The sequence below is a fragment of the Rhizobium leguminosarum genome (assembly GCF_004123835.1).
Classification (GTDB): domain Bacteria; phylum Pseudomonadota; class Alphaproteobacteria; order Rhizobiales; family Rhizobiaceae; genus Rhizobium; species Rhizobium leguminosarum_M.
Window position 1 is genome coordinate 65,643 of the sequence record NZ_MZMU01000011.1, and the last position, 22,776, is coordinate 88,418.

Below are 22,776 nucleotides of genomic sequence, written 5' to 3' on the forward strand. Positions count from 1 at the left end.
GGCCGGATCTCCCACTTTGGAAATCCGGCCCTGTTCAAGGTAGCGCCGCTGTTCAATGCGGCTGCGGTTCGAGGCCGCCTTCGGGCTCGTCGCCCTTGGTGGCAGGCCGTGCGCCGGCCTTCGGAACGGCTGAGCCGCGGCTTGGCGGCGAATCATCACCGAGATCGCGGGAAGGCTTTTCGCCGCGGATCAGCGCCTTGATCTCTTCGCCGGTCAACGTCTCGTATTCGAGCAGACCTTCGGCAAGCACGACGAATTCGTCGTGCTTTTCCGTCAGGATCGTGCGGGCCTGAGTATAGGCTTCATCGATCAGGCGGCGCACTTCATTGTCGATCTTCTGCGCGGTTGCTTCCGAAACATTCTTCGACTGCGAAACCGAGTGGCCGAGGAAGACTTCCTGCTGGTTCTCGCCATAGGCGACCTGACCGAGCTGATCGGAAAAGCCCCACTGCGTGACCATAGCGCGGGCAAGCTTCGTGGCCTGCTCGATGTCGGAAGAGGCACCCGAGGTGATGTTCTCCTTGCCGAAGGTGAGCTCTTCGGCAACGCGGCCGCCCATCATGATGCAAAGGCGTGAGACCATCCACTTGTAGCTCATCGAGTAGCGATCGCCCTCAGGAAGCTGCATGACCATGCCGAGCGCACGGCCGCGCGGAATGATCGTCGCCTTGTGCAGCGGATCGGCGACGGCGACATTGAGCGCCGTCATGGCGTGTCCGGCTTCATGGTAAGCGGTGAGCTTCTTTTCCGCCTCGGTCATCGCCGAGGAACGGCGCTCGGCGCCCATCATGATCTTGTCCTTGGCGTCCTCGAATTCCTGCATGGTGACGACGCGCTTGTTGCGGCGGGCGGCCATGAGGGCGGCTTCGTTGACGAGGTTCATCAGGTCGGCGCCGGAGAAACCGGGCGTACCGCGGGCGAGGATCTTGAGATCGACATTCGGCGCCAGCGGAACGTTGCGGGCATGCACCTTGAGAATGCGCTCGCGGCCGACGATGTCGGGGTTCGGCACCACGACCTGACGGTCGAAACGGCCGGGACGCAGCAGCGCCGGATCGAGAACGTCGGGACGGTTGGTGGCGGCGATCAGAATCACGCCTTCATTCGCCTCGAAGCCGTCCATTTCGACCAGCAGCTGGTTCAGCGTCTGCTCGCGTTCGTCATTGCCGCCGCCGAGACCGGCACCGCGATGACGGCCGACGGCATCGATTTCGTCGATGAAGATGATGCAGGGCGCATTCTTCTTCGCCTGTTCGAACATATCGCGCACACGGCTTGCACCGACGCCGACGAACATTTCGACGAAGTCGGAGCCCGAAATGGTGAAGAAGGGCACGTTGGCTTCGCCGGCAACCGAGCGGGCGAGCAGCGTCTTGCCGGTGCCCGGAGGACCGACGAGCAGCACGCCGCGCGGGATCTTGCCGCCGAGACGCTGGAACTTCTGCGGATCACGCAGGAATTCGACGATTTCTTCGAGATCCTGCTTGGCCTCATCGACACCGGCGACGTCTTCGAAGGTCACGCGGCCATGCGCTTCGGTGAGCAGCTTGGCCTTGGACTTGCCGAAGCCCATCGCCCCGCGCGAGCCGCCCTGCATCTGCCGCATGAAGAACAGCCAGACGCCGAGAATCAGAAGCATCGGCAAAAGCGTGCCGAGATAGCTGAGGAAACCCGAAGAGCCGTCCGTTTCAGGACGGGCGGAAACCAGGACATTCTTCGACTGCAGGCGATCGAGCAGACTGTCGTCGATCACAGGCGAATAGGTCTGGAAGGTGGTGCCATTTTCAACATAGCTTCCGGAGAGACGGTTGCCCGTGACCACGACGTCCTTCACACGGCCCGCATCGACCTCACGCAGAAACTGCGAATAAGGGATTTCGCGGGAGCCCGTTTGCGCCGGCGCCGTCTGAAACATACTGAAAAGGGCGATCAGCAGAAGCGCTATGATCGCCCACAAGGCGAAATTACGTAAGTTAGGGTTCATTGAACTCCCCAGCACTGGAACAGCCGCCTCATGGCGACCGTCTTATTCGGTTCTAACATAGGGTTGCGCCGTGCCGTTGCCAAGGCGATCCCCCAAGTCAGATGGTTTTTCCGTCAATACTTCTTAAAGGCAGCCTCGCATAGGGCGCCGTCGCGAAAACTGCCGAAAGTCTGTTGGCAAAGATGAAGTCAAATCGTGTCAAAAAGCGGTCGAAGGGTGCGAAATAGGGTGTCAGCTCGACCATGCGGGCGGATTCCTCAGATAAAAGGTTTCCTTCGGCAGATAAAACCGGCGCGGAGGCGACGGCGCGCTTCCATGCCGCCTTGGGAAGGTGATGCATACGCCCCCTCATTCCTGTGCTTGTCACAGGAATCCAGCCACCGCGCGTCTGCGCGGTGATTGACTCAATAAAGCGTGAAGTGTCTTTCGCGCCCAAGGACTTGGACGCGCTGGATTCCTGTGACAAGCACAGGAATGAGGGGGCGTATGGAGTGGCGGCCTCGACCACTATCGATGTGGACAAACCATTGCGCGCATAAAACCTGCCATCCCAAACCCCGGCCTCTTCCGGCCGCAGAACCAGGGGCACTATCCCCCGGCTCTCGCGCGCCAGATAAAGCCCGTCACGCCTGAGATCGAACACCACCCTGCCGGCGGTCATTCGTCCAAGCCCGCTGCCGGTGGCAAATGTGAGAACCCGCTCCATCTGCGCCCTGCCCGGCACGAACGGCTGCCCACCGAAAACGGCTGCCAGACGGGCGAGTACATAGTCGAGAACGAGGCGATCCTGCCGCAACCCGTCAGGCATCACCTGCCCGAGCAGGCCGCCGTGAAGAAGGAAATGACGATCCAGCCATTCGGCTCCTCTGGACGAGAGGGCCAGCCGCTCCTCCCAGGCCGCGCCAATATCCTTCTCCATGCCTGCATCGGCCGAAAGCTGCCGCCGCAACCGCACGCGCTCGTACTTGGTATCCTCGTTGCTGGGATCGTCGATCCACGGCACGCCCTGCTCTTTCAGGAAAGCGCGGATATCTGCCCGGGCAGAAAATAGAAGCGGCCGTAAAATCCAGAAACGCCGGTCGAAGAGCACCGCATCTGCAATACCGGTAGAAACCTGCACCGCTCGCATCCCACGCATGGCAAGCGTTTCGCGCTGGTCGTCGAGCGTATGGCCCGTAACGATGAGATCGGCTTCGAAACTTTCGGCGGCAGCCGCAAGCAGGCCGTAGCGTGCCTCTCGGGCCGCAGCCATGATGCCGGTCTTCGGCTTGTCGCTCTGCCAGATCAGAATGGTGTGGGGAATGCCGAGCGATGCGCAGAGGGCTGCGACTTCACGCGCCTCGTCTGCGGAGCCCGCGCGCAACGCATGATCGACGGTCGCAGCGCAAAGGGAAATCTTGAGATGGGGCGCGGCCTTCACGGCTTCATCGAGCAGAAGAAGCAGGCCGGTGGAATCGCTGCCGCCTGATATCGCGACGAGAATGCGCGCAGGGCTTTGAAGCGACGTGAGAAACTGGAGGATCGCCAGTTGAGGCGATGCGGCTTCCGGAGACATTCCGGAAGACCTTAGCAGGCGAGGCGCTTCTGTTCGCTCGCAACCTTGCTGATGACGGCACGCGAGGCCTTCGGATAACGCTTCGACACCTCGCGCAGCGTCGCACAGGCCGTCTCGTTATTGTCGAGGGCGGCAAGCGACATGCCGAGCTTCAGCAGCATTTCGGGGGCCTTTTCCGATGTGCCATATTTCTGGTGCGCATTGAGGAATGTTTTCGCCGCCTCATTGTATTTGCCCTGCGAATAGAGCGCTTCGCCGAGCCAGAAATTGGCGTCCGCCGACCGCGCGCTGCTCGGGTAGCGGGTGATATACTGCGTGAATTCCTGTTCGGCCGTGCTGTAATCGCCGGATAGCACGTGGCCATAGGCGGCCTTGTACTGGTCGGCCTCGCCGCCGAGCGAGGCGGTCTGCTGCGGCGTTTTGGTGTTGGCATCGGGAATCGGACCGGAACCGATCGTGGCATTTTCGTCGACGCTTCCGCCGATCGGATTGCCGCTCTGATCGAAATCGATCGAGCCGAGCTCCTTCGGCGGCTGGCCGAGGCCGCTATTCTCAGGCACGCTGGTGGAGGGAGCCGTTTCGGCTCCCTGCGGTGCTTGGATCACCTTGGCAATGTCGTCGCCGCCGGAGGCTGCCGGAGCGGCATCGGTCTCGCTCTTCTTGACAGGAGCCTTGGCGCCACCGCCGGCGCCGGTCTTTTCGAGCTGCTGGAAGCGGAATTCATTGTCTTCCTGCTGCTTGCGGATCGTCTCCTGCATCTGCAGAAGCTGAAAGCTCATCTCCTCGATCCGGCCGTTCAACTGCCGCAGCTGCTCTTCGAGCTGCTGCACGCGGACCTCCGCGTCGCCGCTCTGCACCTTGACGACGGGTGGCGCCGCCTGGTTTTCCGCGAATCGGCCGCCGAGATGTAGCCCGAAGAACGAGGCGGAATAGGCCGCCCGTTCGCTTCCGGTCACAGCCGCGAGGCACAGCATGCCTGCCACGACAAGTTTCTTCATATGTATCGTCCTGTCCCAGTGATTCTTCGCACCTCGATGGCACGAACAGGAGACTTTTCCAATTGCTTTCAAAAAGCAACGGAGTCTGGCCAAAGTGTGGTCAAAAAGAAAAGGCGGCCCCTGATGGGACCGCCTCTCGAAAAAGCGAATTGTTGCTCGGCAATTACATGCCGGCGCCGCCAAGCACGGTAACCGCGCGACGATTCTGCGACCAGCAGGAAATATCGTCGCAGACGGCGACCGGACGTTCCTTGCCGTAGGAGATCGTCTTCAGGCGCTGCGCCGGGACGCCCCGCGAAGCCAGATAGTCCTTGGCGGCAGCAGCACGGCGGGCGCCGAGCGCGAGGTTGTATTCGCGCGTGCCGCGTTCGTCGGCATGGCCTTCGACGGTGATCTGGTAGTTCGGGTAGCGGCCGAGCCACTGCGCCTGACGGTCGAGCGTCTGCGAAGCATCGGCGCGGATCGACGAGGAGTCGGTATCGAAGAAGATGCGGTCGCCGACGTTGACCGTGAAATCTTGGGCCGAGCCCGGCGTTGCAGCGCCGCCAGCACCGGTGCCGAGGCCGAGGTCGCCGGCGCTGTTCGGCGGCTTCTTGGCGCAGCTTGCGAGCGCAAGGCCGGCGAGAAGCGCGATCATGACGGGGTTGCGGGCGAAATTCTGCATGCGGCTCATTGCCGGGGTATGAATTCGGCTCATGGCCGGTCTCCTTGCGATTTCATCAGGGTTTCCGGACAGTAACCGCACTCGGTTAACCGCCCCTCAAAGATTATGGTTAACAATTTGCTACTTTGTCCCTTGGTCGCTCGGTTCCATGACTTTGGGGCGACAAGAAGGCAGCAGCGCATCGCCTACTCCATAAGCGGCGACCAGGCCGGGTCGGAACCGTAGGTCGGCGTCTTCACGAGCTGCTCGTTGTAACCGGTCAGATCGATCGAATAGAGCTGCGGACCGCCCGACCCCGCCGCCTGGCGGAAGAACATCAGCACGCGGCCGTTCGGCGCCCAGGTCGGGCCCTCATTGTGGAAGCCGGTCGTCAGGATGCGCTCGCCCGAACCATCCGGCTTCATCACGCCGATCGAGAACTTGCCGCCGGCCTGTTTGGTGAAGGCGATGAGATCGCCGCGCGGCGACCAGACCGGCGTCGAATAGGAGCCGTCGCCGAAGGAAATACGGGTCTGGCCGGAACCATCGGCGTTCATCACGTAGATCTGCGGCTTTCCGCCGCGGTCGCTTTCGAAGCTGACACGCGCACCATCAGGCGAATAGGAGGGCGAGGTATCGATCGCCGCCGTCGAGGTCAACCGCGTCGTCGTGCGCGAGCGCAGGTCCATCGTATAGATGTTGGAATTGGCATCCTGCTGCAGGCTCATGATCACCTTCTGACCATCCGGCGAGAAGCGCGGCGAGAAGGTCATGCCGGGGAAGTTACCGACGACCTCGCGCTGCCCGGTTTCCAGCTGCAGCAAATAGACGCGCGGCTGCTGGTTGGCAAAGGACATGTAGGTCACTTCCTGCCGGCTCGGCGAGAAGCGCGGCGTCAGCACGAGATCGCTGCCATCGGTCAGCATGCGGATGTTGAAGCCGTCCTGGTCCATGATCGCCAGCTGGCGCTTGCGCTGCTGCTTGGTGCCGGATTCGGAGACGAAAACGACGCGGGTATCGAAATAGCCTTCTTCGCCGGTGATCTGCTTGTAGATCGCATCGGCGATGATGTGGGCGACACGACGCCAGTTCTCCGGCTGCGTGTAGAACTGCTGACCGGTCATCTGCTGCCCGGCGAACGGGTCCCACAGCCGGAATTCGGCGCGAAGACGGCCATCCGCTTCCTTGGTAACCCGGCCGGTGACCAGCGCCTGTGCATTGATGACCTTCCAGTCCTCGAACCGCGGCGCGGCATCAGGATTGGAGATCTTTTCGATAAAGGCGGTTTTGTTAATCGGTGCGAAGAGACCGGACCGCTGCAAGTCGGCGGCGATGACTTGCGAGACCTGCGCGCCCAAATCACCCTGGAAGTCGGTCACCGCAATCGGCATCGGCTGGACATTGCCTTTTCGAAGATCGAGGGTGACCAACGCGTTCGCCGGCGTCGTAAAGGCTGCGACCCCAATCAGGCCTGCAATGACCATCAGAGCGCGGATGAGGGAACACTTGACCATATCAAACAAGCCTTTCAGCATCTTATTGGGTAAGAGCGCTGGTGTCGAAATTGAAAACAACTTCCTTCCAGACGTCGTATTTATCCTTCGGAAGCATCGTAAATGGAGCTGCGCGACGAACGGCGCGAAGGCCGGAATCGGCAAGACTTTTCTGCACACGCTCACTGCCACCGGTGACCTGCACATCAGGGTTGCCTACGATCTGCCCGTCTCTGGCTAGCTTTATGTGGATCGTCAAACGCACGCTGCCGATGTCTTTCAGGCGACTATCGACGATGAATTGACGTTCGATCGAGTGCACAACCGCCGTGATTTCAGCCTTGCTGAGAATCGGGGCGTTTCCGCCGATTCGGCGATCAGCCGTCTCCGCATTTGCATCGAAGGGAAATGCGAGGCCAAGGATCAACCCTGCCAGCATCGCGCATATGCCGCAAGATTTCGCGAAATGGATCGAATCCCTCGGCATTTAGATCCCCATATCGCTGGGATGAAAGTTAAGAACGACCTCGTTCCACACGTCGTACTTGTCCATCGGAAGGTTCGTGCGGAACGACGGAGCAGATTTCATCACGGCACGGTAAGCGCCGCTTTCCAGCGCACGACGCGTTGAATCGGTGCTGCTTCCACCGGAAGACTCAATTTCAGGCTGGCCGATAATGTTTCCATCTTTGTCGAGTTTGAAATGCACGGTGATGACCATGCCGGAAAGGCCTTCCATTCCCGGAGTGATAAGCCAGTTACCCTCGATCAAACCCTTTAGCGCATCTTCTTCGCTTTGACTGAGCTTGGAGCCGCTATTGCTCTTCTTCGCACCGAGCGATGCCTCCTGCGTCGAACGCTTGGCGCCGCCGGCGGAAGGATCGGTCTTGTTCAGCAACGCCGCAACCTCATCGGCATTGAAATCGCTCTTCATCGCCGAAGCGGATTTCGCCGTCTCCTGCTTCTGATCGGCCTTCTTCTTTTCGGTCGGCTTCTCGGCAGCCTTCGGCTGGTCGGCTGTCTTTTCCGGCGGCTTTTCGGCGGGCTTCTGTGGTTCTGGCGGCTTCACCTGCGGCTTGGCGACGGGCGTCGGTACATTGTCCGGCAGCGCCTCGGCATCCGGCTTCGGCGGTTCCTCCGGCTTGGCCTGCTCTTCCGGCGGTTTTTCCTCAGGCTTCGGCGGCGTCACTTCGACAGGCTTCGGCGGCGGAATGGAGGCGACCTCCTTCGGCTGCTCGACTTCCGTTTCCTCCTTGACGATGTCCTTGACATCATTCGGGACGGGATCGGTCTTCGGCATCGGCTTTTCGCTCGAATTCGCCGCGGCAGCCTCGCTATTGCTGGGCTTGGCGTTCGGCACCGGCGGCGTCTTCAGGTCGACATTGTTGTCGCCGGCGTTCTCCGCCGGTTGCGCGATCGGCGGCCGCGTCGTCGGCACGGGCGCGGAAGTCTCCTTCTTCGGAGCCTTCTTGTCGCCTTGCTGCATCTGGGTAATGGATTCCACCGGCACCAGATCGACCGGCATCGCCTCGAAATCCTCCACCTTGAAGGATTCAGGGGCTCCGAGCGAAACCATCGCCCAGGTGAGCACCAGGCCGTGCAAAACAGCAGATGTGATGACACTGGCCTTCATTTTGCGCGCTATTGGTCCTTCTTCTGCTGCGTCACGAGGCCGATATTCTTGAAGCCTGCGCCCTGAATACGGGCCATGACATCGGCGATGACGCCATAAGGCGCGGTCGCATCGCCGCGCACGAAGATACGTTCGTTATAGCCGGTGGTGGCGATCGCCTCGAGCTTGGCGGCGATCTCCGCGGCCGGGATCGGCGTTTCCTGCAGGAACACCTCGCCGTCATTCTTGACGGAGATGGTGATCGGCTGCGTCTCGGAATTCAGCGCCTTGGCCTGCGTTTCCGGCAGGTCGATCGGCACGCCGACAGTCATCATCGGTGCCGCGACCATGAAGATGATCAAAAGCACCAGCATGACGTCAACGAGCGGCGTCACGTTGATTTCGGAAATCACGGCCCTGTTCCGACCGCCGCGACGGCGGCGTCCGCCGCCCCCGCCGCCATTGCCTCCAACAGCCATACCCATGTCAGAATACTCCGTTGGTTACTGAGCGGCAGCGCGCGGCTGCAGTTTCTCGTCGATCTGGCGCGAAAGTATGGCGGAGAATTCATCCGCGAAACCTTCCATGCGGCCCGAGAGCTTGCCGGCATCGGCAGAGAACTTGTTGTAGGCGATGACCGCCGGGATAGCGGCGACGAGACCGATCGCGGTGGCAAGCAGCGCTTCGGCGATACCGGGCGCAACGACCGCAAGGTTGGTCGACTTCGAACCGGCGATCGCCTGGAACGAAGTCATGATGCCGACGACCGTGCCGAAGAGACCGATGAACGGACCGGCCGAGCCGATGGTCGCGAGCGATCCGAGGCGGGCGCCGAGAAATTCTGTTTCACGGGCGAGCGTCACGTCCATCGCGCGGTCGATACGCATCTGCAGGCCGATCGGCGAGCGGGCGCCGCGTTCGAAGGATTTCTTCCATTCGCGCATGGCGGCCACGAAGATCGCCGCGAGCCCTGTATTGTTGCGTTCCGACAGCGAGCGGTAGAGTTCTTCCAGCGACTGGCCCGACCAGAACACCTGTTCGAACTTGTCGAACTGGCGCCGTGCGCGGCCATAGGCCAGGTATTTATCGATGACGATCGCCCACGTCCACACCGAGGCCGCGATGAGCCCGAGCATGACGAGCTTGACGACGATGCCGGCCTGCATGAAAAGCGACCAAAGGCTGACGTCCGTCGTTGCTGCTGCCAATCCTACTTGTTCCATTGATCCAAAATCCCCGAATCCAAACGCCCGGTGCTGGACCGGGCGGCACAAACTGATCTCGCAAGAAGTGTCCGGCGGCCGCCGCCCAAAGCCCTGGTCAAACTTCCAAGCTCATCTTCCGCCTTCTTGCCGTCAAATTTGGTCAAAGGAAGGCGTGCACCGCACAAACTCCGACTTTCCCAGTAAGACACTATTATGGTTAATAGATCGTTAGTGCCGGACTGTGGCAGTAAGCCTGTGTTTGGAAGATTTCGTTCCATGGATTACTTGACCGGAGCAAGGTCCGGCTGCCGAAAGAGCGCTCATCCTGCGGCGCGGGAATTCCTTCACATAAAGTTCAAGTTTTGACAAGACCTGAATTTCAAGCGATTCTGACTACAACGGCTGGCTGCCTTCCAGGAATTTCACCGCCAGCGTTTCCGGCAGCCGCCTCGGCCGCCCCCGAGCGTTGATGACGGCGATGATCACCTTGGCGGCGATCAGCAGCGTCTCGCCCGAGCGGATCTGCTGATTGAGCACCATCTTGGCGCCGCCGGCTTTTTCCGTATGCGTCAGGATCGTCAGCACATCGTCCATGCGCGCCGGGCTCTTGAAGTCGATCTCCATGCGGTGGACGACGAAAACCAGCCCCTCCTCGTCGGCACTGACGAGTTCGCGCTGCTCGACGCCGAGGCAGCGCAGATAATCGGTGCGGCCGCGCTCCAGAAAATGCAGGTAGCGGGCGTGATAGACCAGGCCGGAGAAGTCCGTATCTTCATAATAGACCCGCTGAACGAGGCGGTGTCCGGCCTCCGTCAGCTCTCCCGAAATGGAAAAAGGGCTTTGCGTCATAATTTTCTCCAAACTGAGGTGCCCTGTTTGGCGCAACGCTTCCGGACAGGCAAGCATTGAATGCCCGGCCGGCAGGCATTGAATGATTGTCACAATTCCTAACTATTCCCGATAATGAGCGACCAATCAGGAGACGATGCGATGAAGATTGCGGTTATGGGCGGAGACGGTTTCATTGGTTGGCCAACGTCGCTGCATCTCTCCGATGCCGGGCACGACATCCATATCCTCGACAATCTCTCGCGCCGCTGGATCGACACCGAACTTGGCGTTCAGTCGCTGACCCCAATGGATTCGATCCAGGAGCGCACCCGCATCTGGCATGACGAAACCGGACGGCGCATCCACTTCAATCTGATCGATCTCGCCAAGGATTACGAACTCCTGAAGAACTGGCTTTCCGAACACCGGCCGAATGCCGTCATCCATTTCGCCGAGCAGCGGGCCGCGCCCTATTCGATGAAGAGCGACCGCCACAAGAACTACACCGTCAACAACAATGTCATCGCCACGCACAACCTGCTGAACGCGCTGACGGAACTTAACCTCGATGCCCATCTCATCCATCTCGGCACCATGGGCGTCTACGGCTATTCGACGGTCGGGGCGGCGATCCCAGAAGGTTACCTGCCGGTCGGCATCGAAACCGCAGGCGGCGAGACGGTCAGCCAGGAGATCCTCTATCCCTCCAATCCCGGCTCGATCTATCACATGACCAAGTGCCTGGATCAGCTTCTCTTCCAGTTCTACGCGAGGAATGACGGCCTGAGGATCACCGATCTGCACCAAGGCATCGTCTGGGGCACGCATACCGAGCAGACGCGCCGCCACGCGCAGCTGATCAACCGTTTCGACTATGACGGCGATTATGGCACTGTGCTGAACCGCTTCCTCATCCAGGCGGCGATCGGCTACCCGCTGACGGTGCACGGCACCGGCGGCCAGACCCGCGCCTTCATCCACATCCAGGACTCGGTGCGCTGCATCGAGCTGGCGCTAAAAAACCCGCCGGCCCGCGGCGCCCGCGTCGAGATCTTCAACCAGATGACGGAAACCCACCGGGTGCGCGACCTCGCCGAGATGATTGCCAGGATGAGCGGCGCCAAGATTGCCTGGCTGCCCAACCCGCGCAAGGAAGCCGCAGAAAACGAGCTGATCGTCCGGAACGAAAAATTCCGCGAACTCGGCCTCGACCCGATCACGCTGGAAGCGGGCCTGCTCGGCGAGATCGTCGACGTCGCGAAGAAGTTCGCCTATCGCGTCGACCGCGCGCGCGTGCCGGCCGTCTCCGCCTGGACCAAGGACATCGCCGCGACGATCAATCACGATCCGGAAGGCAAGCGGCTAAAGTCGGTTTCATGAGTGCTGAGAGATGACGAAGGCTAGGAAGGCCGCGGCTTGCTCCCTCTTCTCCCCGGCGGGGAGAAGGTGGCCCGAAGGGTCGGATGAGGGGGCCACACGGCACGCCCTTCATTGCCCTTCGCTCGCGCTCAGCGCACTCGCTCCTGTCGTCGCTCGCCCCCTCATCCGCCTGCCGGCACCTTCTCCCCGCTGGGGAGAAGAGACATGTAGCAACGCCTTGCCGCCTCTCCTTCGCCGGAGCAAGATATACCGAGGTAGTGGAACCTGATGAACCGTTCGTCCGTCTTCGCCTACGTCACCCTCGTTACCAATGCCGACTACGCCATGGGCGCCACCGCCCTAGCAAATTCGCTTCGCCGCACCGGCACGAGCGCCGACATCGTCATTCTCCACACCGGTGGCGTCGATACTGCCGCCCTTTTGCCTCTGAAAGCGCTCGACTGCCGCCTGATCGAGGTCGAGCACCTGCCGCTCTCTGCGGCCTTCGACGAACGCCATGCGCGTGGGCAGCTCCATTCGACAGCCCCTTTTACCAAGGGCCGCAAGCCGGATTTCCATTCGCCGCTCGACAATTTCTGCAAGCTCAGGCTCTGGCAGCTCGTCGAATACCAGCGCTGCGTCTTCATCGATGCCGACGCCCTCGTGTTGAAAAACGTCGACAGGCTCTTCCTCTATCCGGAGTTTTCCGCCGCCCCCAATGTCTACGAAAGCCTCGCCGACTTCCGCCGCATGAATTCCGGCGTCTTCGTCGCCACGCCCTCGCATGACACGTTCCGGCACATGCTCGAAAGGCTCGACAGGCCGGACGCCTTCTGGCGGCGCACCGATCAGACTTTTCTCGAGACATTCTTCCCGGATTGGCACGGCCTGCCGGTTTATTTCAACATGCTGCAATATGTATGGTTCACCATGCCGGACCTTTGGGACTGGAAGAGCATTTCGATCCTGCATTACCAGTATGAAAAACCGTGGGAAAAAGATCATCCCAAGGCAGCGCGACTACAACCTTTGATCGATCTGTGGCACCGTTTCCACGATGGCGGCGATGTGCCTGAGATCACGGCGCTGGACAATCCGGAAGGGGTAGCATGAAGGTACTGGTATCGGGTGGAACGGGTCTCGTCGGCCGGTATGTCGTCGAGGAACTGCTGGCCGCCGGATATCAGGTGATCGTCGGCGAGCGCCGCGCGCCGCTGCCCCGCCTCTTCTCCCGCCCGGTCGAGTTCGCGGCGCTTTCGCTCGATCCCGACAAGGATCAGATCGACGTCTTCGATGACGCCTATTTCTTCGTCCACGCCGCCTTCAGTCATGTTCCGGGCAAATATCGCGGCGGCGAGGGCGACGATCCGAAGACCTTCCACAGGCTGAACCTCGACGGCACCGTCCGGCTTTTCGAAGCCGCCAAACGCGCCGGCACGCGCCGCTGCGTCTTCCTGTCCAGCCGAGCCGCCTATGGCGAACATCCCGAGGCAACCGAACTGGCGGAGACGATGCTGGCCAAGCCCGAAACACTCTACGGCCAGGTCAAGCTCGATGCCGAGCGCACGCTTGCCCATCTCTCCACGCCGGGTTTTGCCGGCGTAAGCCTGAGGGCGACCGGCGTCTATGGCGATCTCTCGCCGAACAAATGGGACGGCCTGATCGCCGATTACCTCGCCGGCCGACCGGTTACTGCCCGTCGGGGAACGGAAGTTCACGGCCGCGACCTCGGTCGGGCGGTGAGGCTGATGCTGGAGACGGAAAGCACCCGCATCTCCGGCGAGGTCTTCAACGTCTCGGACATGTCCGTCGACACGCGCGATATCCTTTCACCCATCCGCCGCGAGACGGGCTGTCGGCACGCGTTGCCGGCTCCTGCCGATAGCGCAGCACTCAACCCCATGAGCACGGCGAAAATCCGCGCGCTCGGCTGGGCACCTGGCGGAGCGCCTCTGTTCGAGGAGACGATGCAGCGGCTGGCCGCTGCGCTTCCCGAATCCCAAAGACACAGGTCCACGCAAGTCTGACGTTGCAGAATGCGCCCGAATCGCAATCGGGGATTGTTCATGCAGGTCGCAACCACGTCTGCCTCCATCATCTTGCGCGGCGCGTCTTCGACGGCAGCCATTTCAGCCGCCGGAAGCGAGACCGATCAAGGCGTGCTGAAGCTGCAGCGCGCCACCCAGGCGCTGCAGCAAATGCGCCAGACCTTGGCGAACTCGGGAGACGAGGCCAAGGCGAAGGCACAACGCAAGCTCGAAGAGGCGAAACAGGAGTTGGAGATGCTGCGCAGCTCCAACATGGCTCCTGAGGTGGTCGCCCGGCTGGCCGCCGAACTGGCGCGCAAGGTCGGCACCGCCGCCTCCGAATTCGCATCATCAGTCGCGACCGGCAGTCCCGCAACGGCTGTTCCGATGGAAGCAATTGCGGATGCAACAGCAGTCGCAACCAGCGGGGCCGCTGCTGCACTGACGGATACTTCAGGAGAAACTGCGGCCGGCGAGACCGGCTCGCAGGAACCGGACGCCGCCGCCAACGCCCGCAACGCCTATGCGAGCGTCGCCGAAGATGCCCCGAAATTCTCAGGCATTTCGGCCGATGATCGCGAAACGATGGAAGAGTTCAAGGCGGTCGTGCGCGAACTCAAACAAGTGCTCGAAAAGGCGATGCGCGAGTTGCGGCAGCAGGACCGGCAGGCCGGGGCCAACATGGCAGGCTTCTCCATCGCCACGGCGACAATACCGACAAGCATCGTCGTCTGACGACCACTGCCGCAGGCGGGCGAGGCGTGAAACGAGCGTGATGCCGTCGCATCCTGCATTTGCATCCGACATCCAGCCGTCTATGCTCGGGTAAATCTCTCAGAACCGGCAGATCGAATGACCGCGAAAGAATTGAAAGCGCAGTTGCGCAACGAACGGCTGTCCGCGCGCGACGCCATCCCCGCTGAGAAACGCGCCTCCAAAAGCCTCGCAATGGCCGACCATGCCGGCGAGGCCGTTGGTTTTGCGCTGGATACGATCGTCTCCGGCTTCCTGCCGATCCGTTCGGAAGCCGATCTCAGGCCGCTGATGGCGCGCTTTGCCGTGCGCGGTGCGCGGCTCTGCGTGCCGGCGATCCTTGACCGGCAGACCATCGTCTTTCGCGAGCTGGCGGAAGGCGCGCCCCTCGTCGATACCGGTTTCGGCACGGTCGGCCCCAGCGCGGATGCCGCCATTCTTGATCCCGAGATCATGCTGGTGCCGCTTTCGGCCTTCGATGCCCGCGGCCACCGCATCGGCTACGGCGCCGGCCACTACGACCGCGCCATCAGCCGGCTAAGGCAAAAAGGCCTGCATCCGAAGCTGATCGGCATTGCATTCGACTGCCAGGAAGTGGCACATGTGCCCGCTGAGCCGCACGACATAAGCCTGGATGCCATCCTGACAGAAAGCGGCCTTCGCTTTTTTGCCTCTTGGATTGGATAGGGAATGCGGCTGCTTTTTCTGGGTGACATGGTCGGCAAGACGGGACGCACGGCGGTGTGGGACCGCCTCCCCGGCCTGGTTTCCGACCTCAAGCTCGATTTCGTCATCGTCAACGGCGAGAATGCCGCCGGCGGCTTCGGCATCACCGAGGACATCTTTCTGGAAACAATCAATGCCGGCGCCGATGTGGTGACGACCGGCAATCACGTCTGGGACCAGAAGGAAGCCGTCGCTTTTGCCGGCCGCCACGATCAATTCCTGCGTCCCGCCAACTATCCGCAAGGCACGCCCGGCCGCGGCTCCGGCCTTTTCTATGCCAGGAACGGCGCGCGCGTGCTCGTCGCCAATGTCATGGGCCGGGTCTTCATGCATCCCGAACTCGACGACCCCTTCAAATCGGCGGAAGTGATCCTCGACGCCTGCCCGCTGAAGGAACAGGCCGATGCGATCATCTTCGATTTCCATGCCGAGGCGACCAGCGAGAAGCAGTGCTTCGGCCATTTCGTCGACGGCCGCGCCAGCTTCGTCGTCGGCACCCACACGCATGTGCCGACGGCCGACGCACAGATCCTGAACGGCGGCACCGCCTATATGTCGGATGCCGGCATGTGCGGCGACTACGACTCCTCCCTCGGCATGGACAAGGAGGAGCCGCTCAACCGCTTCATCTCCAAGATGCCGAAGGGCCGTATGGAAGCCGCGAACGGCCCCGCGACGATCTGCGGCGTCGGCGTGGAAATTTCCGATGCAACGGGGTTGGCCGAAAAGATCGCCCCGCTCCGGATCGGACCCCGGCTGGCCGAGACGGTGCCGGAGTTCTGGCGGTAACAGGCGACGGGCAGCCATCCAACACGCAATTGTGAGCATCCGCCGTCTGGACCCCTGCGGCCTCATGCCGCATCCTCCCGCCACTCGCGCATAACCCCGAAAATCGGAATCGATTTTCGGAAAGGATTATGCGCCGATTGAAGGGTGATAGAGCGCCGGAGGGGTGGCATGAAGCCGCGATATCTTGTCCTCGCTATCGCATGCCTTGCGGCCTTCGCCGCGCCTAGTCTTGCCGGGGCGCAAGAGCAGCTGCCACCGGTCAGCCAGTGCCAGGCGATCGCGCAAACCATCCCCAAGGTGACCTTCGCAAGCTTTTCCGGCGCTCCGCCGCTGATGCCTGCCGTCTCTGAGGGCGAGGACGTCAAACTTACCTTCCTCGGCCACTCCACCTTCGCGATCGAGACCCCGGGCGGCATCGTCATCGCGACAGACTATAATGGCTGGTACAGGCCGGCGACGATGCCCGACGTCGTGACCATGAACAAGGCCCACTCGACCCACTTCACCTTGGCGCCCGATCCGGCAATCAAGCACGTACTGCACGGGTGGAGCGATGTTCCGGACGAGAAGGCCAATGTCAATCTCGTCGTCGGCGATGCCTATATCCGCAACGTCACGACGGATATCCGCTTCAGCTACGGCCTCGGCGGCTCGCACGAAAACGGCAATTCCATCTTCATCTTCGAGATCGCCGGCCTCTGCATCGGCCATCTAGGCCACCTGCATTACGAGCTGACGGATACCCATTATACCGAGATCGGCCGCCTCGACGTCGTCATGGTCCCGGTCGATGGCGGCCTGACCATGGGCGCCGACAGCATGAGCCGCGTCATCAAGCGACTACGCTCGTCGTTGATCCTGCCGATGCACCGGCGCGGCCCGCCAGTCGAAGCCTTCGTTTCGATGTTCGGCAAGGATTTCGACGTCGCCAATGCGCCCGATGACAGTATCACCGTCTCGATGCGTACCCTGCCGAAAAAGCCGCTGATCTATGTCATGAAGGGTGTGCAGTAAAAAAGGCCGGGCGGTTTCCCTTCTACAGCGCCGCGCGTCTTTTCAGACGCGCAAAAGACGCTGTAGCGCCTTGAATTCCTGCATCAGGCGAACTGCAGATGGCGCTTGATGCCGACATCCGGCATCTTGTCGTCGTCGAGATTGGCTTTGGCGATCTCCCAGCCGAATTTCAGCTTGTTGCCTGTGGAAACCCAGATCTCGGCATCGTCGACATGGAGGGACAGCATGGTGAGCTTGGGGTCCTTCTTGCCGCCGTCATACCAGGCCGCGACGATCGAGCTCCAATATTCCTCGATCTTGGAGGGGTCAGGATGCACCTCGATCACACCGGCGAGGCAGGCGTGATAGTCGTGATCCTTGCCGATAACGCAGAAATGCGCGCGGCTGCCGGGCTTGATGGCGCGCACGATGTCGGCGTCGGTCTTGGTGTAGAACCAGATGGTGTTGGTGGTGGGATCGGCATGCGGCGCCATCGGTTGCATGTGCATGTCCAGTCCGGAAATTCCGAGCATGCCGGCGTGAACGCCGTTGACCTGATCCCAGAGCTGACGTGCTGGATGTTCCTGCGCCTCGCTGAGACTTGCCATGACCGTTCCTTTCCGTTGGATGGAGTTCGGTTGAAACGTCATCCCCTCGCCTTTGTTCCGAACTGCTTTTTCCTTGAACGGGTGCCGTTTCGCTCTTATAAGGCGGCCCATTCCGAACAATGAGACGTGAACAGGGGTGCCATGGCTGGCCATTCACAGTTTAAAAACATCATGCACCGCAAAGGCCGTCAGGATGCCGTGCGGTCGAAAATGTTCTCGAAGCTTGCGCGCGAAATCACCGTTGCCGCCAAGGCCGGCCTGCCCGACCCGACGATGAACGCCCGCCTTCGCCTGGCGATCCAGAACGCCAAGGCCCAGTCCATGCCGAAGGACAATATCGACCGCGCCATCAAGAAGGCAGCCGGCGCCGACGGCGAAAATTATGACGAAGTCCGCTATGAAGGTTATGGCCCCGGCGGCACGGCGATCATCGTCGAGGCGCTGACCGACAACCGCAACCGCACTGCCTCCAACGTTCGCTCGAGCTTCACCAAGGCCGGCGGCGCTCTCGGCGAAACCGGTTCCGTCTCCTTCTCCTTCGACCATGTCGGCGAAATCACCTACAAGCTTTCCGTCGGCGATGGCGACAAGGTGATGGAAGCCGCGATCGAAGCCGGCGCCGATGACGTCGAGTCCGACGAAGACGGCCACTACATCACCTGCGCCTTCGAAGCCCTCGGCGAAGTGGCAAAGGCGCTGGAATCGAGCCTCGGCGAAGCCGAAACCGTCAAGGCCGTCTGGCGCGCCCAGAACAACGTGCCGGTAGACGAGGAGAAAGCCCAGTCGCTGCTGAAACTTATCGACAGCCTGGAAGACGATGACGACGTGCAGAACGTCTATTCCAACTTCGAAGTCTCGGAAGAAGTGCTGGCGAAGCTCTCGGCCTGATCTCCCCAGGCAGGTGTCAAATAAAAACCCGGCTGCAACGCCGGGTTTTTTCTTGCCGGGAAGATCCCTGTGTAAATCCTAGGCGGCGGCTCGCATAAAGCTCCCCAGCCCTGCGAATAGTTCCACCGATGTCAGCCGCGCCTCGATGTCGTGGATCGGCATCGAGATGATCACCTCGTCGGCCTGCGTTTCCTGTAGAAACCCCGTCAGTTTCGCCTCCGCCGTCTTCGGTGACCCCACTACAGCATAACGCAGCGTGTGTTCGACATTCATCTTCTCCATCGGCGACCAGAAATCCGCCATATCGGCCACCGGACGTGGGAACGGGCCGCGGACATTGCGGCGCAGATTGACGAACTGCTGCTCTGCGGAAGTGAAATGGTAGCGAGCCTCCTCATCCGTCGCCGCCACGGCGCCCATCACGCCGACCATCACATGCGGCTTGTCGAGCGTCGCCGAGGGCTGGAAGCGGTCGCGGTAGATCGCGATCGCATCGAGCAGCATGTCGGGCGCGAAATGCGAGGCGAAGGCATAGGGAAGGCCGAGCATGCCGGCGAGCTGGGCACTGTAGAGGCTGGAGCCGAGCAACCAGATCGGGATGTGTGAGCCATTGCCGGGAACCGCGAGGATCGCCTGGTTCTCGACCGGCGTATCGAGGAGTTGCTGCAGTTCCACCACGTCGTTGGGGAAGCTGTTTGCGCCAGCCTCGAGGTTACGCCGCAGCGCCTGTGCCGTGCGCATGTCCGTTCCCGGTGCGCGCCCGAGGCCGAGGTCGATACGGCCGGGGAAGAGCGCCTCCAGCGTGCCAAACTGCTCGGCGATGACCAGCGGCGAATGATTGGGCAGCATGATACCGCCGGAGCCGATGCGGATGCGCTTTGTCGCGGCCCCGACATGGCCGATAACGACGGCGGTGGCAGCACTGGCGATCCCAGGCATGCCGTGATGTTCGGCAAGCCAGAAGCGCTTGTAACCGAATTCCTCGGCCTTCACAGCCATCCGCGCCGAGGCCTCGAGGGACTGGCGCACGGTGCTGCCTTCGGCAACGGGGGAAAGGTCGAGTATGGAGAAGGGAACCATGGGAAACCTGCCGGGCAGTTGAACGATGCCGTCTATGTAGGTTCGCGCCCGCACCATTCCAAACCATGCGCGCAAACAAAAAGGCCGCGCGAGCGCGACCCTTCTGCAATGTCAGAAGCGATCGTTTACCGATGACGGCGCAGCACATGCACCTCGGCGCTCGGCTGGTGGTGGCCGGGCGGCAGCGTGAAATTGCCGAGCTGGCGGTCCATTTCCAGGGCTTCCGTCGCCAGCCGGTGGATCGCCGCCGTCGTCTCTTCGACCATCGAGGCGTTCTGCTGCGTCATCGCGTCGAGTTCGGCAACGGCGCTATTGATCTCGCGCAGCGTATTGGCCTCCTCGCGGGTCGCACTCATGATCTCGTTGATCTGGCCGTTGATCGCCTCGACATGGGCGCCGATGCCCGTCAGGGCAACGCCCGCTCTTTCCACAAGCGTAACGCCGCTTTCGACCTCATGCGTCGATTTCTGCAGCAGGCTGGAGATTTCCTTGGCCGCACTCGACGAACGCTGGGCGAGCTCGCGTACTTCCATGGCGACGACGGCGAAGCCCTTGCCGGATTCACCGGCGCGCGCCGCCTCGACGCCGGCATTGAGCGCCAGGAGGTTGGTCTGAAAGGCGATGTCGTCGATGACCGAGATGATCGTGTTGATCTGGCGCGAGGAGGCCTGGATTGCCTCCATCGCCGCGATCGTCTCGCGCATGATCTGGCCGGAGCCGGTCGTCTCGTTCTTGGCGTCGCGGGCGATGCGCTCGGCCTGCTCGGCCCGCTCGATCTGCCGGCGAACCGACTGTGTGATGGCGCTAATCGCATTCGCCGTCTCGGTGATCGAGCCGGCCTGGCGCTCGGTGCGCCCGGCAAGTTCGTCGGCGCCGGTGCGCATCTCCTCGGAGCCGGCGCGCACCGCCATCGAGTTGCCACCGATGGCCGTCATGGTTTCACTGAGCGTCGCCAGCGCCTCGTTGAAATTGACGCGCAGGCTTTCGAGCTCGTTCGGGAAGCGGGTATCGATCTGATAGGCGAGATCGCCGCTCGCCAGATGATGCAGGCCCTCGTCAATCGCCTCGACCACCTGCTGCAGCGTTTTCGCCTCGGCCTCACGCTCGGCCAGATTCTGCTGGCGGTCGTGCTCTGCCTGCAGGCGCGTCTCCTCGCTGGCGGCTTCGAGCTCGCGGCTCTCGATCAGCGAGTGGCGGAAGCGGTCGAGCGCGTTGGCCATCGTGCCGATCTCGTCCTTGCGGTTCAGGCTGCCGATCTCGCTGTCGAGCTTGCCGTCGGCGACATCGCGGGTGACGCCGGCAAGCCGCGCGAGCGGCGAAAACAGCAAATTGGTGACGAGCCCGGTCGTGACGGCCATGACGACTAGCACGCCGATGCCGATCATCGTCAGCAAGGTGGCGATCTCGATCGAGCCGGCATTGAGCTCGCTCAAGAGCACACTCTCGACAACGAGGAAGCGGTCGCCGCGATAGTCGATGCCGCGGACATAGGCACGAGCCGTACCGTCCGCCCGGTCGAAATCGGCAACCGTCATCGCCGAACTGGCAAGCGCATTCTTGACGAAGGTGAAGGGCGTTGCATCGAGCGTCGCAAGCTTGCCGCTTCCGTCGAGGCCGATGGCGGAGCCATCGCCGGAGACGATCGCCGCCCGCGCCGTGCTGCCCTGGACGATGCCCTTGGCGAGGATGCCGGTGACGATCTCGTCGCGCACCTTGAAGAGGATGATGCCCTTGGCCGCTCCAAGCTTGATGATCGGCACGGCATAGAAGATCGCCGATTTGCCGCTGCCGGCATCGACGCGAAGGCCGGAGAAGCCTGTCGGCGCGGCGTCATCGGTCGCCTTGGCGGTATTCTCGATCGCCTTGGCGAAAGCGATGCCGGCGCCGGTTGTCTTCCAGGCGTCCGACTTCAGGTTCTCGGCGAAGTCGTCCTCCTTCTTATAGGAATAGAGCACGGCACCCTCGAGATCGACGATCAGCAGGTCGCTGAAGGCGGTATCCTCGAGGTCGCGGGCGACTTCGCCCTGCGTCTTCTCATGGTTCGAATAATAAAAGCCGCTCGGCCCTTCCGGCTTCATAAGCCTCTCACGCTGGTCGGCCGGGTTGGGATTGTTCGATATGAAAACCTTCTTCAGCTCGGTACGAGCGTCGCCCGAGGTTTTCTCGATGGTTTTCCAGCCGCTCTTCAGGCTGGTGATCGACATTTGCAGCGCCTCGATGCGCGCAATCGAGTTGGCCTGGTTTTCAAGCTGCGCCAGCTGGTCCTGCAGCATGTCGCCGCGGAAGATCAACACGCTTTCCTTGGCCTTCAGCGCCTGCTCGTCGGAGATGCGGCTGCTGGCGAAATAGGCCAGCACGTTGATGACCGCGATCGACAGCACGGTCAGCAGAATGAATGTGACAATGACCTTGAAGGACAGGGATTGAAATCTCTGTGCCATGTACGACGAACCCCTTCTGAACGCGCTTGCCAGCCGGGCATGCAGCGCATGCCTGATCGGCCGACCTGTAAACAGAACATCGGAGGCTTAATCTTCGCGAAAAGAAGCCCCTCTCGTATTGACGACTAGAATTCAGGCATCTGTTTTAATTCGCGGTAAATGGCGGGGCTTAAATCCGGGAGTGTTTTTGTTTTGTTCACATATCGATGGCAGTTATTTCGCGATCGCTATAGGTTGAACCATGCAAAATACGATTCGCATCGTCGGTATTGATCCCGGACTTCGCCGCACCGGCTGGGGAATCATCGACACGCTGGGCAATTCCCTGCGGTTTGTGGCATCCGGAACCGTGACTTCCGATGGCGACATGGACCTTGCCTCCCGCCTTTGCCAATTGCACGACGGCCTGGCGGAGATCGTCCACAGCTATAAGCCGGATGAAGCCGCCGTCGAACAGACCTTCGTCAACAAGGATGCGGTGGCAACCCTGAAGCTCGGCCAGGCCCGCGGCATTGCCATGCTGGTGCCGGCACGCGCCGGGCTGCCGGTCTCCGAATATGCCCCGAACGCCGTGAAGAAGGCCGTCATCGGCGTCGGCCACGGCGAAAAGCAGCAGATCCACATGATGTTGAAGATTCTGATGCCGAAGGTCGAATTCAAGGGCAACGACGCCGCCGACGCCCTGGCGATCGCCATCTGCCATGCGCATAATCGCGGCAGCAACCGGATGCGACAGGCGCTGGCCGGATAGTTTGTTCTTGACTTGTTCCATTGGTAAGGATAATTCTTAC

Annotated in this window: 22 protein-coding genes; 9 read left to right on the top strand and 13 right to left on the bottom strand. The window is 61.5% G+C overall.

The genetic code is table 11. From position 1 onward, the window contains the following. Positions 1–52 precede the first annotated feature (52 nt). From ftsH to ybgC, 10 genes are all read right to left on the bottom strand, one after another. Positions 53–1,984: an ATP-dependent zinc metalloprotease FtsH gene (gene ftsH / locus B5P46_RS16040; RefSeq protein ID WP_017961979.1), complete on the bottom strand. Its 1,932-nt coding sequence runs from the start codon at positions 1,982–1,984 to the stop codon at positions 53–55. Between the two features lie 97 nt (positions 1,985–2,081). Beyond that, the gene (tilS, locus tag B5P46_RS16045) at positions 2,082–3,539 is read right to left on the bottom strand and encodes a tRNA lysidine(34) synthetase TilS (RefSeq protein WP_129419519.1); all 1,458 of its coding nucleotides are present in this window, start codon (positions 3,537–3,539) and stop codon (positions 2,082–2,084) included. Between the two features lie 11 nt (positions 3,540–3,550). Continuing rightward, a complete protein-coding gene (ybgF, locus tag B5P46_RS16050; protein ID WP_129419520.1) occupies positions 3,551–4,537 on the bottom strand; it encodes a tol-pal system protein YbgF in 987 nt (328 codons plus the stop codon). Between the two features lie 163 nt (positions 4,538–4,700). Then, entirely contained in the window at positions 4,701–5,234 is a 534-nt protein-coding gene (gene pal, locus B5P46_RS16055; RefSeq protein WP_024323075.1) for a peptidoglycan-associated lipoprotein Pal, read from the bottom strand. Positions 5,235–5,386: 152 nt separating this feature from the next. Beyond that, positions 5,387–6,694 carry a Tol-Pal system beta propeller repeat protein TolB gene (gene tolB / locus B5P46_RS16060; RefSeq protein WP_129419521.1) on the bottom strand — a complete coding sequence of 436 codons (1,308 nt, stop codon included), beginning with the start codon at positions 6,692–6,694 and terminating at the stop codon, positions 5,387–5,389. Between the two features lie 22 nt (positions 6,695–6,716). Beyond that, positions 6,717–7,160 carry a cell envelope integrity protein TolA gene (locus B5P46_RS16065; protein ID WP_129419522.1) on the bottom strand — a complete coding sequence of 148 codons (444 nt, stop codon included), beginning with the start codon at positions 7,158–7,160 and terminating at the stop codon, positions 6,717–6,719. Further along, entirely contained in the window at positions 7,161–8,306 is a 1,146-nt protein-coding gene (locus B5P46_RS16070) for a hypothetical protein (protein ID WP_129419523.1), read from the bottom strand. It lies immediately after the preceding gene. A gap of 8 nt (positions 8,307–8,314) precedes the next feature. Further along, entirely contained in the window at positions 8,315–8,770 is a 456-nt protein-coding gene (gene tolR / locus B5P46_RS16075; protein ID WP_003542730.1) for a protein TolR, read from the bottom strand. 18 nt (positions 8,771–8,788) lie between these two features. Beyond that, positions 8,789–9,508, bottom strand: a complete 720-nt coding sequence (gene tolQ / locus B5P46_RS16080; RefSeq protein ID WP_003542733.1) for a protein TolQ — start codon at positions 9,506–9,508, stop codon at positions 8,789–8,791. 375 nt (positions 9,509–9,883) lie between these two features. Next, positions 9,884–10,339, bottom strand: coding sequence for a tol-pal system-associated acyl-CoA thioesterase (gene ybgC, locus B5P46_RS16085; RefSeq protein ID WP_129419524.1), 456 nt, complete (start codon positions 10,337–10,339; stop codon positions 9,884–9,886). Positions 10,340–10,480: 141 nt separating this feature from the next. Between ybgC and B5P46_RS16090 the strand changes: the two genes are divergently transcribed. The 7 genes from B5P46_RS16090 (at position 10,481) to B5P46_RS16120 (ending at position 16,989) form a co-directional block, all read left to right on the top strand. Continuing rightward, positions 10,481–11,701 (top strand): NAD-dependent epimerase/dehydratase family protein, encoded by a 1,221-nt coding sequence (locus B5P46_RS16090; protein ID WP_129419525.1) that lies wholly within the window; start codon positions 10,481–10,483, stop codon positions 11,699–11,701. A 267-nt stretch (positions 11,702–11,968) separates the two neighbouring features. Beyond that, positions 11,969–12,793, top strand: a complete 825-nt coding sequence (locus B5P46_RS16095; protein WP_129419526.1) for a glycosyltransferase — start codon at positions 11,969–11,971, stop codon at positions 12,791–12,793. Continuing rightward, a complete protein-coding gene (locus tag B5P46_RS16100) occupies positions 12,790–13,707 on the top strand; it encodes an NAD-dependent epimerase/dehydratase family protein (protein WP_129419527.1) in 918 nt (305 codons plus the stop codon). Before B5P46_RS16095 ends, B5P46_RS16100 begins: the two co-directional genes overlap by 4 nt. 39 nt (positions 13,708–13,746) lie before the next feature. Then, positions 13,747–14,442 (top strand): hypothetical protein, encoded by a 696-nt coding sequence (locus B5P46_RS16105; RefSeq protein WP_129419528.1) that lies wholly within the window; start codon positions 13,747–13,749, stop codon positions 14,440–14,442. Between the two features lie 117 nt (positions 14,443–14,559). Beyond that, positions 14,560–15,147, top strand: a complete 588-nt coding sequence (locus tag B5P46_RS16110) for a 5-formyltetrahydrofolate cyclo-ligase (protein ID WP_129419529.1) — start codon at positions 14,560–14,562, stop codon at positions 15,145–15,147. Between the two features lie 3 nt (positions 15,148–15,150). Beyond that, positions 15,151–15,975, top strand: coding sequence for a TIGR00282 family metallophosphoesterase (locus B5P46_RS16115; protein WP_129419530.1), 825 nt, complete (start codon positions 15,151–15,153; stop codon positions 15,973–15,975). 168 nt (positions 15,976–16,143) lie between these two features. After that, positions 16,144–16,989, top strand: coding sequence for an MBL fold metallo-hydrolase (locus B5P46_RS16120; protein WP_129419531.1), 846 nt, complete (start codon positions 16,144–16,146; stop codon positions 16,987–16,989). Between the two features lie 83 nt (positions 16,990–17,072). Here the strand turns inward: B5P46_RS16120 and B5P46_RS16125 are convergent, their stop codons facing one another. Continuing rightward, positions 17,073–17,576, bottom strand: a complete 504-nt coding sequence (locus B5P46_RS16125; protein ID WP_029871965.1) for a pyridoxamine 5'-phosphate oxidase family protein — start codon at positions 17,574–17,576, stop codon at positions 17,073–17,075. Positions 17,577–17,717: 141 nt separating this feature from the next. Between B5P46_RS16125 and B5P46_RS16130 the strand changes: the two genes are divergently transcribed. Next, positions 17,718–18,464, top strand: coding sequence for a YebC/PmpR family DNA-binding transcriptional regulator (locus B5P46_RS16130; RefSeq protein WP_011653412.1), 747 nt, complete (start codon positions 17,718–17,720; stop codon positions 18,462–18,464). A 78-nt stretch (positions 18,465–18,542) separates the two neighbouring features. Here B5P46_RS16130 and B5P46_RS16135 read toward each other — a convergent pair whose 3' ends face one another. Together B5P46_RS16135 and B5P46_RS16140 are read right to left on the bottom strand one after the other, a co-directional pair. After that, on the bottom strand, positions 18,543–19,544 hold the full coding sequence (locus B5P46_RS16135) for an LLM class flavin-dependent oxidoreductase (protein ID WP_129419532.1): 1,002 nt from the start codon (positions 19,542–19,544) through the stop codon (positions 18,543–18,545). Between the two features lie 125 nt (positions 19,545–19,669). Continuing rightward, positions 19,670–21,985: a methyl-accepting chemotaxis protein gene (locus B5P46_RS16140; RefSeq protein WP_129419533.1), complete on the bottom strand. Its 2,316-nt coding sequence runs from the start codon at positions 21,983–21,985 to the stop codon at positions 19,670–19,672. A gap of 241 nt (positions 21,986–22,226) precedes the next feature. Here B5P46_RS16140 and ruvC point away from each other — a divergent pair, with 241 nt between their 5' ends. Next, the gene (gene ruvC, locus B5P46_RS16145) at positions 22,227–22,736 is read left to right on the top strand and encodes a crossover junction endodeoxyribonuclease RuvC (RefSeq protein WP_129419534.1); all 510 of its coding nucleotides are present in this window, start codon (positions 22,227–22,229) and stop codon (positions 22,734–22,736) included. Positions 22,737–22,776: the final 40 nt, after the last annotated feature.

Excerpts from the sequence above, each read along its gene's own strand:
- B5P46_RS16125 (WP_029871965.1), bottom strand. The coding sequence starts at position 17,576 with ATGGCAAGTCTCAGCGAGGCGCAGGAACATCCAGCACGTCAGCTCTGG.
- B5P46_RS16120 (WP_129419531.1), top strand. The coding sequence starts at position 16,144 with ATGAAGCCGCGATATCTTGTCCTCGCTATCGCATGCCTTGCGGCCTTC.
- tolR (WP_003542730.1), bottom strand. The coding sequence starts at position 8,770 with ATGGGTATGGCTGTTGGAGGCAATGGCGGCGGGGGCGGCGGACGCCGC.
- B5P46_RS16095 (WP_129419526.1), top strand. The coding sequence starts at position 11,969 with ATGAACCGTTCGTCCGTCTTCGCCTACGTCACCCTCGTTACCAATGCC.
- B5P46_RS16105 (WP_129419528.1), top strand. The coding sequence starts at position 13,747 with ATGCAGGTCGCAACCACGTCTGCCTCCATCATCTTGCGCGGCGCGTCT.
- B5P46_RS16065 (WP_129419522.1), bottom strand. The coding sequence starts at position 7,160 with ATGCCGAGGGATTCGATCCATTTCGCGAAATCTTGCGGCATATGCGCG.
- tolB (WP_129419521.1), bottom strand. The coding sequence starts at position 6,694 with ATGGTCAAGTGTTCCCTCATCCGCGCTCTGATGGTCATTGCAGGCCTG.
- B5P46_RS16100 (WP_129419527.1), top strand. The coding sequence starts at position 12,790 with ATGAAGGTACTGGTATCGGGTGGAACGGGTCTCGTCGGCCGGTATGTC.
- B5P46_RS16115 (WP_129419530.1), top strand. The coding sequence starts at position 15,151 with ATGCGGCTGCTTTTTCTGGGTGACATGGTCGGCAAGACGGGACGCACG.
- B5P46_RS16110 (WP_129419529.1), top strand. The coding sequence starts at position 14,560 with ATGACCGCGAAAGAATTGAAAGCGCAGTTGCGCAACGAACGGCTGTCC.
- ybgF (WP_129419520.1), bottom strand. The coding sequence starts at position 4,537 with ATGAAGAAACTTGTCGTGGCAGGCATGCTGTGCCTCGCGGCTGTGACC.
- tilS (WP_129419519.1), bottom strand. The coding sequence starts at position 3,539 with ATGTCTCCGGAAGCCGCATCGCCTCAACTGGCGATCCTCCAGTTTCTC.
- B5P46_RS16130 (WP_011653412.1), top strand. The coding sequence starts at position 17,718 with ATGGCTGGCCATTCACAGTTTAAAAACATCATGCACCGCAAAGGCCGT.
- B5P46_RS16070 (WP_129419523.1), bottom strand. The coding sequence starts at position 8,306 with ATGAAGGCCAGTGTCATCACATCTGCTGTTTTGCACGGCCTGGTGCTC.
- B5P46_RS16135 (WP_129419532.1), bottom strand. The coding sequence starts at position 19,544 with ATGGTTCCCTTCTCCATACTCGACCTTTCCCCCGTTGCCGAAGGCAGC.
- B5P46_RS16140 (WP_129419533.1), bottom strand. The coding sequence starts at position 21,985 with ATGGCACAGAGATTTCAATCCCTGTCCTTCAAGGTCATTGTCACATTC.
- ftsH (WP_017961979.1), bottom strand. The coding sequence starts at position 1,984 with ATGAACCCTAACTTACGTAATTTCGCCTTGTGGGCGATCATAGCGCTT.
- ruvC (WP_129419534.1), top strand. The coding sequence starts at position 22,227 with ATGCAAAATACGATTCGCATCGTCGGTATTGATCCCGGACTTCGCCGC.
- tolQ (WP_003542733.1), bottom strand. The coding sequence starts at position 9,508 with ATGGAACAAGTAGGATTGGCAGCAGCAACGACGGACGTCAGCCTTTGG.
- B5P46_RS16090 (WP_129419525.1), top strand. The coding sequence starts at position 10,481 with ATGAAGATTGCGGTTATGGGCGGAGACGGTTTCATTGGTTGGCCAACG.
- ybgC (WP_129419524.1), bottom strand. The coding sequence starts at position 10,339 with ATGACGCAAAGCCCTTTTTCCATTTCGGGAGAGCTGACGGAGGCCGGA.
- pal (WP_024323075.1), bottom strand. The coding sequence starts at position 5,234 with ATGAGCCGAATTCATACCCCGGCAATGAGCCGCATGCAGAATTTCGCC.